The following is a 13913-nucleotide window of genomic DNA, read 5'->3' as shown; positions in this document are numbered from 1 at the left end:
CGTCCCGGGTCCGAGGCTGTCCGGCGGTCATCGCCGGAGCCCCTGCCGCATCCGCGGAATCTAGCCTGAATCGCGCCCCGGTCCTACCCCGCAAGCCCCCGGCGCGGCTTCTTGTCCGCATTGGCGACAATGCCGGGGGAAATGCCGCAATCCCGCCACAATTCAGGGGATTACCCGCCCCAGGGTTGTCCGCGCCGCCCGCTTTCGCCTGCCACTGGACGCTGTGAGGCGACAATCGCGGGCGCTCAGACCCCGTTCAGATCCCCGCTCAGATCACGGTGCGGCGCCCGGCCGCAGCCCCGGCTTGCGGCACCGCCCGCCGCGCCGCGCTCAAAGCCTCGGCATGGCCCAGCACCGCCCCGGCGATCAGCCAGGTCAAAGGCGTCAGCGTGGCATTGGGCAAAAGATCGACCAGGTTGAACGCCAGCATCAGCGCCAGCGCCGCCGCCTGCGGCGCGATCCGCGCCCCGCGGACCAGCGCCTCGCGCGCCATCAGCCACAGGGGCAGGCACAACAGGCCGAATTCGGCCAGGTAGCCCAGCCAGCCATAAGCGCCGATCTGGATGATCCAGGCGCCGTCGGCGATGGTCAGATGGGCGCCGGTCTCGATGTTGAAGAGAAAGCCCCGCCCGTAGCCGCCCCAGCCGAACAGGGGCCGCTCGGCCGCGCGCGCAAGCAGCGCATCCTCGTTCGTCAGGCGGAAGTGGAAGGAAAGCGCGCGCTCCTCGCTCAGCCGGGCGGCGAAATCGACGATGCTCTGCACCGGCACCAGATGGGCGCCCCGCAGAAGCGGGTAGAGCATCACCATCGCCGCCAGCCCCGCCGCGATCAGCACCTGCTGGCGCGGGGTGGCGACGAACAGCAGCGGCAGTGCCAGCAGCGCATAGGCCAGCGGGCCGAAGGATTTGCAGATCACCAGCAACGCGCAAAACAGCAGGAACACCAGCAGCAGCGCAGGCCGCCGCGGCGCCGGACCCATCCTCAGCAACGCCACCGAGGCCATCAGACAGCACAGCATGAAGAACGCCACCCACAGCCCATGCGGCATGAAGACGAAGGGGCGGAAGCCGCCGAAGCGCAGGGCCTGGGCGAAATCGTGCTGGAAATAGCCGTAGATCCAGGTGTGAAGCTGCGGCGACAGCTCGGCCTCGATCAGCAGGGGCAGCGTATAGAGCAGCCCGCCGGTCAGCAGCGCGATCAGCAGGTCGCGCAGGGCCTCGGGGCTGGCCAGATCGCGCCGCGCGAGGAACAGCGGCAGGACATAGAGCCCTTGCATCGCCACCGTGGCGAGGCTGTCGTAGGCGCGCAGGCCCGGCACCTCCAGCCCCGGGCGCAGCACGATGGGATCGGTGTTCCCCAGAACCGTGACGAAGGGCGAGATCACGAACAGCCCGATCAGAAACGTGGTCAGCCGGCTGCCGGTCAGCACCGGCAGCGTCCGGCCCAGCCTGCGCCAGGAGATCACCGCCGCCGCCAGCGCGGGCAAAGTATGCTTGTCGAAATCCGGCAGCATCGGCAGATCGAGCCGCAACAGCTCCGGCAGGAACATATAGGCGCCCAGCACCGACCAGATCAGCGCGCGCCCCGGCCCCATCCGGTCGTAAAGCACCCAGACCACCGCGGGCCAGGCCAGCAGCGCGATCCAGGCGATCGGGGTGGGGGTGATGTCCAAAGCGGTCTCATCCGGGCGGCGACAGGCCTTGGGATAGCACGGATCTCGCCGGCCCGTCACGCCGGCGCGCAGCGGGAAACATTCTGTTGCCATGCTGGGGCGGTCGATTTCGCCGGCTCTGCCGGGTAGGCTCTGCGCGAAAGGGGGCCGGATGCGGTTCAGGGTCGGGACGACAGAAATTGCGATCACCCATGCCGCCCGGCCGGATCTTCTGGCCGGGGTTTCCGCGCGTCTGGCGCGGGGCGAGGGCTTCGCGCTGGCGACGCTGAACCTCGATCACCTGGTCAAGCTGCACCGCGACCCGGGGTTCCGCACCGCCTATGCCGCCCAGGACATGGTGGTGGCCGACGGCAATCCCATCGTCTGGCTGTCGCGCCTGGCCGGGCAGCCGGTGGAGCTGATGCCCGGCTCGGATCTGGTGCTGCCGCTGTGCGAGGCGGCGGCGCAGGCGGGCCTGCCGGTCTCGATGCTGGGGGCGAGCGCAGAGGCGCTGGACGCGGCGAGCGCGGACCTCGCGCGGCGCATTCCGGGCTGGCGCCAGGGTCTGCTGATCGCGCCGCCGATGGGGTTCGATCCCGAAGGCGAGGCGGCGCGGGCCGCGCTGGCGCGGCTGGCGGAACTGGGGCCGGGCCTGTGCCTGATCGCCCTCGGGGCACCGAAGCAGGAGCGCCTCGCTGCGCTCGGGCGGCGGCTGGCGCCGCAGCTCGGCTTCGCCTCGGTCGGCGCCGGGGTCGAGTTCCTGTCAGGCCACCAGCGCCGCGCGCCGCAATGGATCCGGGCGCTGGCGCTGGAATGGCTGTGGCGGGCGCTGTCCTCGCCGCGCCGGCTGATCCCGCGCTATGCCGCCTGCGCCGCCATCCTGCCGGGCGAGGCTTTGCGCGCGCTGCGGCGGCGCTAGCGTCACTTGTATTCGATCAGCCCACGCCTGCGGCCCCGCAGCCGGTCGCGCCAGTAGCCGAGGGCGCCGAGCGCCTCGGGGATCTTGCCCAGCACGGTGAAGAACGCCGCCTGCGGATCGCGCCAGCGGATCGTCAGCCGCAGAACCTGCAAAGGCCAGGCCGCAAGCACCAGCCAGCCCAGCGGATGGATCAGCCCGAGGACCACCGCCGCCAGCGGCAGACCGAGGCCCCAGAGCAGCGCACGCCACGTCTCGGCCCGCCAGTGCCGCTCGGGCGCGCCGCCATGCAGCGCCGCCCCTTCGGCGAAAGCGTGGCCCGCGCGCCGCGACCGCCGCCACCATTGCGAAAACCGGGTCATCGCCGCATCATGCAGCGTCATCTCGGCGTCGATCCGCCAGATCTGGCCTCCGGCGCGGCGCAGGCGCAGGCACAGTTCCGGCTCCTCGCCCGCGATCAGATCCTCGCGGTAGCCGCCCGCATCCAGCACCGGGCCAAGCCGCATCAGCGCATCGCCGCCGCAGGCCCGCGCCTCGCCCGGGGGCGTGTCCCATTCCCGGTCGCAAAGCCGGTTCCAGACCGAGGCTTCCGGCTGCCGCTCGCGCCTGCGGCCGCAGACCACCACCGCACCGGGATGCGCCGCGAAAGCCGCCAGCGCGGCCGCGATCCAGCCCGGCCGCATCTCGCAATCGCCATCGAGGACCTGGACGTAATCCGCGCGCGGGCGGGCCGCCTCCAGCACCGCCAGCCCCGCATTGCGCGCCCGCGCGGCGGTGAAGGGGCGGCGCATGTCCAGCGCCACCACTTCGGCCCCCGCCGCCTGCGCCGCCGCCGCCGATCCGTCGGTGGAACCGCTGTCGACATAGACCACCCGGCGCACCCTTCCTTGCAGCGAGGCGAGGCAGGCCAGGAGCCGCAGCCCCTCGTTGCGGCCGATCACCACAGCATCGACCACAGGGGCATCGACCACGGGGGGCGGGGAAGAGGAAAGCGCGCTCATGCCCGCCAGCTAACGCCCCCGGACCCCGGCTGTCAAAGCCCGCGAGCCAAGGAGGTCGGGGGGCGCCGGGGGGCCTCAACCCCATGCGCAGACTTTATTTTCCGCGCGCGATCTGCTATCCGATGATCCTCGGGCGGGGGCCCGGAACGACCGGAAAACCGATGCCGCGGGCCGCTGCGCCCGGGCGCCGTTTCCGGCAATCTCCGGCGTCATGCCCGCCATCCGGCGGGAGGTGTCTTCTCTGTGCGGCGCGTTGCGGCGCCTTTTGTCGGGGTCAGAACGAACCATGAGCCGCCACGAGATCCTGGGCTCCACCGGAAAAACTCACCTGGATGAAGGACTTCCCCTGATGTCAGGCGGAAAAGGCGACCCCGGCAGCAAATCCCGCAGCGCGGTGCGGCCGGGCTATGTCTCGCTGTTCCGCCCCGGCCATCCGCGCATCGAATCCGCCGTGACGCTGGACCAGCGCACCGGACGCGAGATCATGCTGGCGCCGGAAAACTTCGCCGCGCCCAACCCCTCGCGGGTGTGGGAATCGATTGGCGAGGTGCAGGTAAACCCCGACCGGCTGGCCCGAAACGGTCTGTTCCCAAAAGCGGAACAGCACCCGGCGACCCGCATTTTCGACATGCTGCGCACCCGCATCGCCCAGGCCATGACGAAAGAGGGCTGGAACCGGCTTGCCGTCACCTCGCCCGGCCCGGGCTGCGGTGCGAGCTTCGTCGCGGCCAATCTGGCGCTGGCGCTCGGCCGGCTGCCCTCGTGCCGCACCGTGCTGATGGATCTCGACCTGCGCGAACCGAAACTGGCGGACCTGTTCGGCCAGACCGACGCGCAGCCGCTGCTCGATTTCCTGATGGGCGAGCAGCCGCTGGAATCGCAGTTCCGCCGCATCGGCGGCAATCTGGCGCTGGCGCTGAACGGGGCGCCGGTCTCCCGCGCCGCCGAGACGCTGCAAGACCCCCAGGTCGCCGACACGCTCCGCGCCATGGGCGAGGTGCTGCAACCCGACATGATCATTTTCGACACGCCGCCCGCGCTGACCTCGGACGATGCGATCTCGCTCGCGGGCAGGGTCGACGCGGTGCTGCTGGTGGTGGACGGCACGAGGACCACGCCCGCCGAGATCACCGCCTGCGAGCGGCTGTTCGAGGGGCGGATTCCGCTGCTCGCGGTGGTCCTGAACCGCGCCCAGGATCCGCAGCCCCGCCCGGCCCGGGGGAAACGCTGATGGGCCATATCCAGACCCTCGGCGATCTGATCGCCTTCTTCTGGCGCCGCCACAGGGTCATCCTCGGCACGATGTGCCTCTGTGCCCTTCTCGCCGCGCTGTATGCGCTGCAACGGCCGCATCTTTACACCGCCTCGGCCTCGATCGAGGTGCAGGGCGCCCAGGTCAGCGGCGCCGCGCTGACCCCGGATGCGGGACCGGGGGCCGAGGCGCTCCAGATGCTGCAATCGGTGCGCCACCGGCTGACCACGCGGCAGAACCTGATCGCGATCGCGGAACGTCACGGCCTGTTCGCCGATCAGCCCGCGCTGTCCACCGACCAAAAGGTGCAGATCCTGCGCGAGGCCATCGGCTTCCACACCATCCATGGCACCGGCGAGCCGACCTACGGCCTTGCGGTGCCGGTTTCGGCCATCGTGATCAACGTCACCTTCACCGATGCCGTGCTGGCCGCCCGCATCGCCAACGATCTGGCGCAAAGCGTGCTGGACATGTCGGCCTCGGGCCAGATTACCCGGGCGCGCGACAACCACGCCTTCCATGCCGGCAAACTGGCCGCGATCGAGGCGGAAATCCGCGGGCAAGAGGCCCGGATCGCCGCCTTCCGCGGCACTCACGCCAATTCCCTGCCGCCCTCGACCGGAGCGATCCAGGAAGAGCTGGTCGCCATCGGCAACGATATCCGCGCGCTGGATCAGCAACTGGTGGCGCTGGCCGAGGAACGCCGCCAGCTGAGCCAGCGCGAGAATCTGCGCCCGACCGACCGCCAGCGCCTGCGCGAGCTGGACGACCTGGCCGCGACGCTGAACCTGCAAAAGAGCGCGATGACGGCGCAGCGCGAGGGATTGCAGACCGCGCTGGCCGGGGTGCCCGCGGTGCAGCGCGACCTGGCGGATCTGGAGCGCAGTCTCGAACAGATGAAGCGCAATTTCGACGCCACCAACAGCGCGCTGGCCGAGGCGGAATCGGCGCTGCGGCTGGCCGAATTGCAGCAGGGCGAGCGTTTCGCCATACTCGACCGCGCGCTGACGCCCGAGCATCCCACCGGCCCGAAGCGCCGGATGCTGGTGCTGGCGGGCGCGCTGGCGGGGGGGCTTTTCGGGCTGGTGCTCGGCTTCCTGCTGGATCTGATGCGGCCGGTGATCCGCACCTCGGCGCAGATGGAGCGTGAACTGGGGCTGCGGCCGATCATCGCCATTCCCGAACTGGATCTGAGCGAAGGCAAGACCCGGCGCAGGCTGGCGGTGGGCGGCTGAGCCTGTCACGCGCTCCGGCCGGAAACCCGCGCGCCGCCCCTGAGCGCGGCGGGGCTCCGCCTGCGTCTGACGGCAGGAGATCACAACGGGAGTGACTCTGCCTGCCGGTATCATGACCGGATGCCAGCCTGCGGGCGGTGGCAAATCCCCGGCAGCAAGCCCGGGCACAGACGATCTGAAAACTGCTCCCCTGTCCGCGACTGTGAACGAAGGGAAAGCCTTGTCGGCGACGGGTGGTCTGGGTCGTGCCGGCGAGATCGCCGTCAGTGGCTGCGAGCCCCGCGCCGCGGGGGCACGTCCGCCCCCGTCTCAGCAGCCGGTGCCTTTCAGCACCACGGTGATGGTGCGGGCGAGGATGCCGAGATCGGTCGCCAGCGTCAGGTTCTCGTCATAGATCGCGTCGTATTCCGCCCGCGCCTCAAAGCTGGTGCGGTTGCGCCCGGCGGTCTGCCAATAGCCCGTCACCCCGGGGCGCAAGGCGTAATAAGCCTTGCCCGGGTAGATCTCGCGCTGGTTCAGCATCATCGGGCGCGGGCCGACCAGGCTCATGTCGCCGCGCAGCACATTCCAGAGCTGCGGCAGTTCGTCCAGCGACGAGCGGCGCAGGAAATGACCGAATCGGGTGATGCGCGGATCGTTGCGCAGCTTCTGCGTCCTGTCCCATTCCGCCCGCGCCTCGGGATTGGCTTCGAGATAGGCTTCCATCCGCTGATCGGCATCGGTCACCATCGAGCGCAGCTTCCACATCCGAAAGGATCTGCCGCCGCGACCGACCCGAAGCTGGCTGTAGAACGGGCGCCCGCCCTCACGCGCGACGATCACGGCAAGGCCGAGGATCACCGGAACCACCACCGGCAGCGTCGCGAGGATGGCCAGGATGTCGAAGGCGCGTTTGAAGACATTGCGGTAGACCCCGCCGCGCCGCGGCACCCGCACCAGCCCGCGCTCCGGCGGGCTCAGCGGCATCGGAACCGCCTGGACACGGACCTGCCCGCCGGCCTTGGTCTGTTCGTTCATGATGACCGACATTGTCAGCGGCCGATCAACAAATGTGGCAATTTCACGGCCGCGCACCCATGACAAGGGCGCGAGCCTGCCACCCTCCGCACACCCGCCGGATGAAAATTATCATACATGATCAGAACTCTTACCGAATGGCCCCATCGGGGATTCTAGCGGATCGCCCTGGGCCGGGCTATGGGAGACACCACCCGTTCACCACAATTCCGCCATCATCCAAATCGAATTTTGCCATAGCAATGCAATGGGATCTTACCGTGCGGCGCCAAAACAACCGAGGATTGCGCGCGAAACCTCTGCGCGCCTTAGAGGCGAGGCATGATTCGCGGTGGCGGCCGCCCCACCCCGGACAGCGACGCCGCAGAGACCGGCGGCTCCGGGTTTCCAAAGGAGCGACAACCCGGCGGGACGCCGCTCAGGCCGGATTGTGCTGCCGGATCTGCATCAACACCAGCGCGAGCAGGCTGACCACCCCCGCGAGGCTGTAAGCGAAAGGCCAGGCCAGCGGCGGCTGGCCCGTCAGGACCGAAACCGCCAGCGACACCGCCGCCACGACAATCGAAACGAAAATCTTTCCTGCCAGCATCCGCCCCTGCGCCCCATTGTGTTCTGTTTTCCGCCATTGTGCCGGAAAACAAAACATTGCCCAATGTATTTTTGGAATTTGACGCCTACCGGTTAACAAATGTTTAGCGCGGGCGTCAGACCGGATCGTCGTCCAGTCCGGCGAGGTAACGGCCGTAATCGTTCTTGCCGAACAGCTTCGCCCGCCCGATCAGCGCCTCGCGGCTGATCCAGCCCTGGCGGAAGGCGATCTCGTCGGGCGAGCCGACCTGAAGGCCCTGGCGCAATGTCAGCGTGCGCACGAAATTCCCCGCGTCCAGCAGGCTGGCATGGGTGCCGGTGTCAAGCCAGGCATAACCGCGGCCCATCCGTTCGACCCTGAGGCTGCCCTCGGCGCGGTAGATCTCCAGCAGATCGGCGATCTCCAGTTCGCCCCGGGCCGAAGGCTTCACCCGCGCCGCCAGTTCGGGCGCGCGGCCGTCGAGGAAATAAAGCCCGGTCACGGCGAAATGCGACGGCGGCTGCGCGGGTTTCTCGACGATGGCGCGGACATTGCCGTTCTCGTCGAAATCCACCACGCCGTAACGCTCGGGGTCGGCGACGTGATAGCCGAAGACCGTGCCGCCGTGCTCGCGCACTGACGCCTGCGCCAACACATCGGGCAGGCCGTGGCCGAAGAAGATATTGTCGCCCAGGACCATGGCCGAGGGCGCCCCGGCAAGGAAATCAGCCGCCAGCAGATAGGCCTGGGCGAGACCGTCGGGCGAGGGCTGGACGATCCATTCCAGCCGCAGCCCCCACTGGCTGCCGTCGCCCATCAGCCGCTGGAACTGGCACTGATCCTCGGGCGTGGTGATGATGGCGATCTCGCGGATGCCCCCCAGCATCAGCACCGAGAGCGGATAATAGATCATCGGCTTGTCGTAGAGCGGCAGAAGCTGTTTCGAGACGCCCATGGTGATCGGGTAAAGCCTGGTGCCCGATCCGCCAGCCAGAATGATCCCTTTGCGCGTCATACCGTCAACTCCTTCACCACCTCAGCCAGACCCTGCCGCCAGTCGGGACGGGGGATCGCGAACGCCGCTTCCAGCGCGGAACAGTCCAGCCGCGAATTCAGCGGGCGGCGCGCGGGCGTCGGGTAATCGGCGGTCGCGATCCGGTCGATGCGGCAGGAGAGCCCCGCCTGCTCCATGATCGCCGCGGCGAAATCCGCCCAGGTCGTGTCAGGGGCGCCCGAGAAATGATGCGTCCCGCCGGGCGCGCCCGCAGCCATCTGCGCGGCGGCGCTCAGCAGCGCATCGGCGATGGCCGCGGCCGGGGTCGGGCCGCCGTGCTGGTCGGCGACCACGTTCAGCGCCTCGCGCTCGCGCCCGAGCCGCAGCATGGTTTTCACGAAATTCGCGCCATGGGCCGAGAACACCCAGGAGGTGCGCAGGATCAGATGCGCCCCCCCGGCCGCGCGCACGCCTTCCTCGCCTTTCAGCTTGGAGCGGCCATAGGCGCCGAGCGGCGCGACCGGATCTTCGGGGCGGAACGGGGCCTCGCCCTCGCCGGCGAAGACGTAATCGGTCGAGACATGCAGGAAGGGGATGCCGAGGTCCGCGCAGGCCCGGGCCATGGCGGCGGGGGCCTCGCCGTTCACCACGGTCGCCGCGGCCTCGTCAGCCTCGGCCTTGTCCACCGCGGTCCAGGCGGCGGCGTTGATCACCGCATCGGGCCGCTGCGCCCGGATCGCGGCGGCGCAGGCGGCGGGGTCCATGAGATCCGCCACGTCGCGGCCGAGGAACCGCGCCTCCGGCGCGCGCCGCGCCAGTTCCGTCGCGACCTGGCCGGTCCTGCCGAACACCATGAGCTTCATGCCTTGACCCCCAGCCTCTCGCCCACGCCCTTGCGCGCGAGCAGCGGGCGCCACCAGACCTCATTGTCGAGATACCACTGAACGGTGCGCTCCAGCCCCTCCTCGACCGTGACCGAGGGACGCCAGCCGAGTTCCTCGCGGATGCGCCCGGGGTCGATGGCATAGCGCGCATCATGGCCGGGGCGATCAGTGACAAAGGTGATCTGATCTGCGTAGCTGCCCGCGGCTTTGGGCCGTTTGCGGTCAAGGATTGCGCAGAGAGCCTTCACCAGATCCAGGTTGGTGCGTTCATTCTCGCCGCCGATGTTGTAGCTGCGGCCCAGAGCGCCCTTCTCGACCACCAGCAAAAGCGCGTCGGCGTGATCCTCGACGTAAAGCCAGTCGCGGATGTTCGCGCCGGTGCCGTAGACTGGCAGCGGCTTGCCGGCCAGAGCGTTCAGGATCACCACCGGGATCAGCTTTTCGGGGAAGTGATACGGGCCGTAATTGTTCGAGCAATTCGTCAGCACCACCGGCAGGCCGTAGGTCTCGTGCCACGCCCGGACCAGATGGTCCGACGCCGCTTTCGACGCCGAATAGGGCGAGCGCGGATCGTAGGGCGTATCCTCGGTGAACTTCACCGCAGGGTCCGCGGGCAGTGAGCCGAACACCTCATCCGTCGAGATATGGTGGAAGCGGAACCCCGCCGGCCGCCCCTCGCGGGTCCAGAAGGCGCGGGCGGCTTCCAGCATGTTGTAGGTGCCGGTGATATTGGTCTCGACGAAATCGCCGGGCCCGTCGATCGAACGGTCGACATGGCTTTCCGCCGCCAGGTGCATCACCGCATCGGGGCGGTGCGCGGCGAAGATCCGGTCCAGCGCCGCGCGGTCGCGGATGTCGGCATGCTCGAAAGCGTAGAGCGGGCTGTCCGCCACGGGGGCGACGTTTTCGAGGCAAGCCGCATAGGTCAGCGCGTCGAGGTTGACCACCCTATGCCCGCGCGAGACCGCCAGCCGCACCACGGCGGAACCGATGAACCCCGCCCCTCCGGTCACAAGGATCTTCACGCGGCCCCCTCCCAGAGGAACGGGCGCGGCGCATCGCGCAGCAAGGGCGCGGCGCGGTCCTTGTCGGACAGGACCGGCGCGGCGACGCCCCAGTCGATGCCGATCTCAGGGTCATCCCAGCGGACCGCGCCGTCATGTTCGGGCGAATAGAAATCGCTGCATTTGTATTGCACTTCGGTATCCGGGGTCAGGGTGACGAAACCGTGCAGGAAGCCTTTCGGGATCAAAAGCTGCCGGCCGTTTTCCGCCGACAGCTCCACCGCCACCCATTTGCCGAACCGGGGCGAGCCCGCGCGGAAATCCACCGCCACGTCGAGGATCGCGCCGCGCGAGCAGCGCACCAGCTTGTCCTGGGCGCGGGGCGGCGCCTGGTAGTGTAGCCCGCGCAACGTGCCCTGCGCGGCGGAAAACGAGTGGTTGTCCTGCACCCAAGGCGCATCCAGCCCCGCCGCAGACATCCGCGCCGCGTTGAAGGTCTCGGAAAACCAGCCACGGGCATCGCCGAAGCGCGGCGGTGTCACGAGGATCACTTCGGGCAGGGCGGTCGGTTCGGTCTGCATACTCGGCACTCTCCTCGGGATCAGCGGAACAATCCGGCCAGTTCATCCCATCGCCAGAAGCTGATACCGGCGATCAGCACGAACGCAAGCCCGCCCGCGATCAGATCGTGGCCCGGGTCCCAGGCACGGTGCTTTCGCGCCAGCGCGATGACGGGCAGATGCGCCAGCGCCAGCGCCGCTCCAAGGCCGAGCAGCGCGCCGCCAAGGCCGCCATACCAGGTGCCCGCAAGCAGCGCCCCGGTCTGCAACGCCGCCCGCGCGGCCTGGAGCAGGAAGAACCCGCGCCCGTCCCCCGCGGCCAGCGCGGCCTGGTCGTAGGTCAGCCCCACCACGCCCGGCATCTGCGACAGCGCGACGGCGGTGATGATGATCCCCACATCGTGATAGCGCGCATCGTAAAGGATCCGCGCCAGCAGATCGCCGCTGACCGCCATCACCGCCAGCATCACCAGCGTCGTCAGCGACAGCCCGTAGCGCAGAAGGCGCAGCCGGCGGTCGGTCAGGGGCGAACTCCCGGGCGGATGATCGCGGTAGAGCGGGATCATGATCCGCCCGTTCACCACCGCCGCCATCAGCACCGGAAACGAGGCGAGGAAAAAGCCGATGTTGTAATGGCCCAGTTCCCCCATGGTCAGCCATGCGCCGAGGATCGCCTTGTCGCCCTGCGACAACAGGAACCCGCAGGCGGTGGAGACGAGGATCCATTTGCCGAAATGCACCAGCTCCTGCAACGCGCCGCGCTCCCAGTGGAAGCGGTTGGCCTCGCCCGGCAGGAACATCCAGGACAGGACCAGCCTCGCCAGCACGCCCAGGACCGTGCCGATCACCAGCGCCCAGATCGAGCCGGTCGCCAGCGCGAGGGCGATCATCACCACGATGCCGATCAGCTGCGAGGCCAGATCCAGCAGCGTCACCCGGCCAAGCAGCAGATGCCGGTTGGCGGTGTCGATCCGCGTCGGAAAGAACCCGCCGATCAGCAACGTGAGCGCGCCCACCGGCACCAGGGCTGCCAGCGAGGGCTCGGCGTAGAACCAGGCCACCGGCCAGGCCAGCGCGCAGGCGATCAGCCAGAGCGCCGCGCCGCGCACCACGTTGATCGTCCAGGCGGTGTTCAGGAAAGCCGGATCGTCACCCCGCGCGCTGCGGGTGATCGCCGGGCCGATCCCCACGTCGGAGAACAGTTGCAGCCCTTGCAGCACCACGAAGACCAGAGCCATGATGCCGAAGGCTTCGGGGAACAGCAGCCGCGTCAGGATCAGGTTCGACACCAGCCGCGCGAATTGCGAGACCGCATAGGCCCCCGCGACCACCGCCCCGCCGCCGAGCGCCCGGCGGAACAGGCCGCCTCCCCCGGTCTGAACCTCTGTCATCGGCTTCCTTTCCCGCCTCTCGCGTGCCGCAAGCTACGGCGAGGATGCAACGGCCGCAATCCGATCTCGCGCACCGCCCGGCTTTGCGCTTGCAACGTCCCGGCGCGCGCCCGATCCTGCCCTCCGATCCGCTGCCGCGCCCTGTTCATGAAACTCGCCTATCTGGTCAACAGCTATCCTCTGCCCTCGCAGACATTCATCCGGCGCGAGATCCACGCGCTGGAACGGATGGGCTGGCAGGTGCATCGTTTCGCCATGCGCTCGGACCGCGAGCGGCTGGTCGATGCCGCCGATATCGCCGAGGACACCCGCACCGAGCATCTGCTGAAACAGGGGCTGTGGCGGCTGGCCCGCAACGCCCTGCCCTTCGTGGCCCGCAGGCCCCGCAGCGCTTGGCGGGCGCTCCGGCTGGCACTCTCCTGCGGCGCGCGCGGTGCCGGGGGCGCGCCGGGGACCGGCGGGCGGCTCAGGCATCTGGTCTACTGGCTGGAGGGTGCCGAGGTTGCCCGGCGCTGCCACGAGCTGCGTCTGCCGCATATCCACGCTCATTTCGGCACCAATTCCGCCACTGTCGCCATGCTGGCGGCCGAGATCGGCGGCCTCGGGTTCTCCTTCACCACCCACGGCCCCGAGGAATTCGACGCGCCGCGGGCGCATAGCTTAGGCGAAAAGATCGCGCGGGCGGATTTCTCGGTGGCGATTTCGTCCTTCGGGCGCTCGCAGCTTTGCCGCTGGTCGGGACTGGCGGACTGGCCCAGCCTGCATGTCGTCCATTGCGGGATCGAGCCCTGGCGCTTCCCCGACCCCACGCCCCTGCGCGAGGGGCCGCGCCATCTGGTCGCCATCGGGCGGCTGTCGGAACAGAAGGGCTTTCCCCTGCTGATCGAGGCGATGGCGCTGGCCGCGCTGCCCGATCTGCATCTGACGCTGATCGGCGACGGCGATCTGCGCCCGGCGCTGGAAGCGCAGATCGCGGCGGCAGGGCTGTCAGAGCGCGTCACCCTCACCGGCTGGCTGGACGAGACCGGGGTGCGCGATCATCTGGCGCGGGCGCATGCGCTGGTGCTGCCCTCTTTCGCCGAGGGGCTGCCGATGGTGGTGATGGAGGCTTTCGCCGCCGGCCGCCCGGTGATCGCCAGCGCCATCGCCGGGGTTCCCGAACTGGTCACCTCCGGCACCGGCTGGCTGGTGCCCGCGGGCGATGCGCGCGCCCTCGCCCAGGCGATCCGCAATTTCGCCGCGGTGCCGGTCGATGTGCTGGCGCGGATGGGCCACGAGGCGCGCGCCGCCGTGCTGGAACAGCACGATATCGACATCGAGGCCGCGCGGCTTGCCAGCCATTTCCGCGCCGCCATTGGCTTGTCGGGGGGGCTGCCCGATGAGGTCAGCGGCCCCGCGTGAACCCCTTGCCCGCCCGCCCGACCCTGACCGCCCGCGACA

The 13913-nt window shown here is 69.3% G+C and carries 13 protein-coding genes; 4 read left to right on the top strand and 9 right to left on the bottom strand.

The window, feature by feature from the left end; all coding sequences use genetic code 11:
- Positions 1-268: 268 nt before the first annotated feature.
- The gene (locus XINFAN_RS09890; protein WP_124086370.1) at positions 269-1672 is read right to left on the bottom strand and encodes a hypothetical protein; all 1404 of its coding nucleotides are present in this window, start codon (positions 1670-1672) and stop codon (positions 269-271) included.
- 151 nt (positions 1673-1823) lie between these two features.
- On the opposite strand from XINFAN_RS09890, the gene XINFAN_RS09885 reads away from it, so the two are divergent.
- Entirely contained in the window at positions 1824-2570 is a 747-nt protein-coding gene (locus XINFAN_RS09885; RefSeq protein WP_124086368.1) for a WecB/TagA/CpsF family glycosyltransferase, read from the top strand.
- A gap of 2 nt (positions 2571-2572) precedes the next feature.
- Here XINFAN_RS09885 and XINFAN_RS09880 read toward each other — a convergent pair whose 3' ends face one another.
- Positions 2573-3568 (bottom strand): glycosyltransferase family 2 protein, encoded by a 996-nt coding sequence (locus XINFAN_RS09880; protein ID WP_124086366.1) that lies wholly within the window; start codon positions 3566-3568, stop codon positions 2573-2575.
- 349 nt (positions 3569-3917) lie between these two features.
- On the opposite strand from XINFAN_RS09880, the gene XINFAN_RS09875 reads away from it, so the two are divergent.
- Together XINFAN_RS09875 and XINFAN_RS09870 are read left to right on the top strand one after the other, a co-directional pair.
- Positions 3918-4799 (top strand): CpsD/CapB family tyrosine-protein kinase, encoded by an 882-nt coding sequence (locus tag XINFAN_RS09875; RefSeq protein ID WP_160144583.1) that lies wholly within the window; start codon positions 3918-3920, stop codon positions 4797-4799.
- Positions 4799-6055: a Wzz/FepE/Etk N-terminal domain-containing protein gene (locus XINFAN_RS09870; RefSeq protein WP_124086362.1), complete on the top strand. Its 1257-nt coding sequence runs from the start codon at positions 4799-4801 to the stop codon at positions 6053-6055. Before XINFAN_RS09875 ends, XINFAN_RS09870 begins: the two co-directional genes overlap by 1 nt.
- A 309-nt stretch (positions 6056-6364) precedes the next feature.
- Here XINFAN_RS09870 and XINFAN_RS09865 read toward each other — a convergent pair whose 3' ends face one another.
- From XINFAN_RS09865 to XINFAN_RS09840, 7 genes are all read right to left on the bottom strand, one after another.
- On the bottom strand, positions 6365-7072 hold the full coding sequence (locus XINFAN_RS09865) for a sugar transferase (protein WP_354002130.1): 708 nt from the start codon (positions 7070-7072) through the stop codon (positions 6365-6367).
- 418 nt (positions 7073-7490) lie between these two features.
- A complete protein-coding gene (locus XINFAN_RS21670) occupies positions 7491-7661 on the bottom strand; it encodes a hypothetical protein (RefSeq protein ID WP_160144582.1) in 171 nt (56 codons plus the stop codon).
- A 115-nt stretch (positions 7662-7776) separates the two neighbouring features.
- Positions 7777-8655 carry a glucose-1-phosphate thymidylyltransferase RfbA gene (gene rfbA, locus XINFAN_RS09860; protein WP_124086360.1) on the bottom strand — a complete coding sequence of 293 codons (879 nt, stop codon included), beginning with the start codon at positions 8653-8655 and terminating at the stop codon, positions 7777-7779.
- Complete coding sequence (gene rfbD, locus XINFAN_RS09855) at positions 8652-9497, bottom strand: dTDP-4-dehydrorhamnose reductase (protein WP_124086358.1); 846 nt, start codon at positions 9495-9497, stop codon at positions 8652-8654. The genes rfbA and rfbD overlap by 4 nt, the downstream gene beginning before the upstream one ends.
- Positions 9494-10543, bottom strand: coding sequence for a dTDP-glucose 4,6-dehydratase (gene rfbB, locus XINFAN_RS09850; RefSeq protein ID WP_124086356.1), 1050 nt, complete (start codon positions 10541-10543; stop codon positions 9494-9496). Before rfbB ends, rfbD begins: the two co-directional genes overlap by 4 nt.
- Positions 10540-11103: a dTDP-4-dehydrorhamnose 3,5-epimerase gene (gene rfbC / locus XINFAN_RS09845; RefSeq protein WP_124086354.1), complete on the bottom strand. Its 564-nt coding sequence runs from the start codon at positions 11101-11103 to the stop codon at positions 10540-10542. Before rfbC ends, rfbB begins: the two co-directional genes overlap by 4 nt.
- 20 nt (positions 11104-11123) lie before the next feature.
- Positions 11124-12473, bottom strand: a complete 1350-nt coding sequence (locus XINFAN_RS09840) for an oligosaccharide flippase family protein (RefSeq protein WP_124086351.1) — start codon at positions 12471-12473, stop codon at positions 11124-11126.
- A 147-nt stretch (positions 12474-12620) separates the two neighbouring features.
- Between XINFAN_RS09840 and XINFAN_RS09835 the strand changes: the two genes are divergently transcribed.
- A complete protein-coding gene (locus XINFAN_RS09835; RefSeq protein ID WP_124086349.1) occupies positions 12621-13874 on the top strand; it encodes a glycosyltransferase in 1254 nt (417 codons plus the stop codon).
- Positions 13875-13913: the final 39 nt, after the last annotated feature.

It is taken from the genome of Pseudogemmobacter humi (genome assembly GCF_900609055.1).
GTDB classification, from domain to species: domain Bacteria; phylum Pseudomonadota; class Alphaproteobacteria; order Rhodobacterales; family Rhodobacteraceae; genus Pseudogemmobacter; species Pseudogemmobacter humi.
Note: the sequence above shows the minus strand (reverse complement) of the source record. Positions and strands in the feature narration are given on the sequence as shown.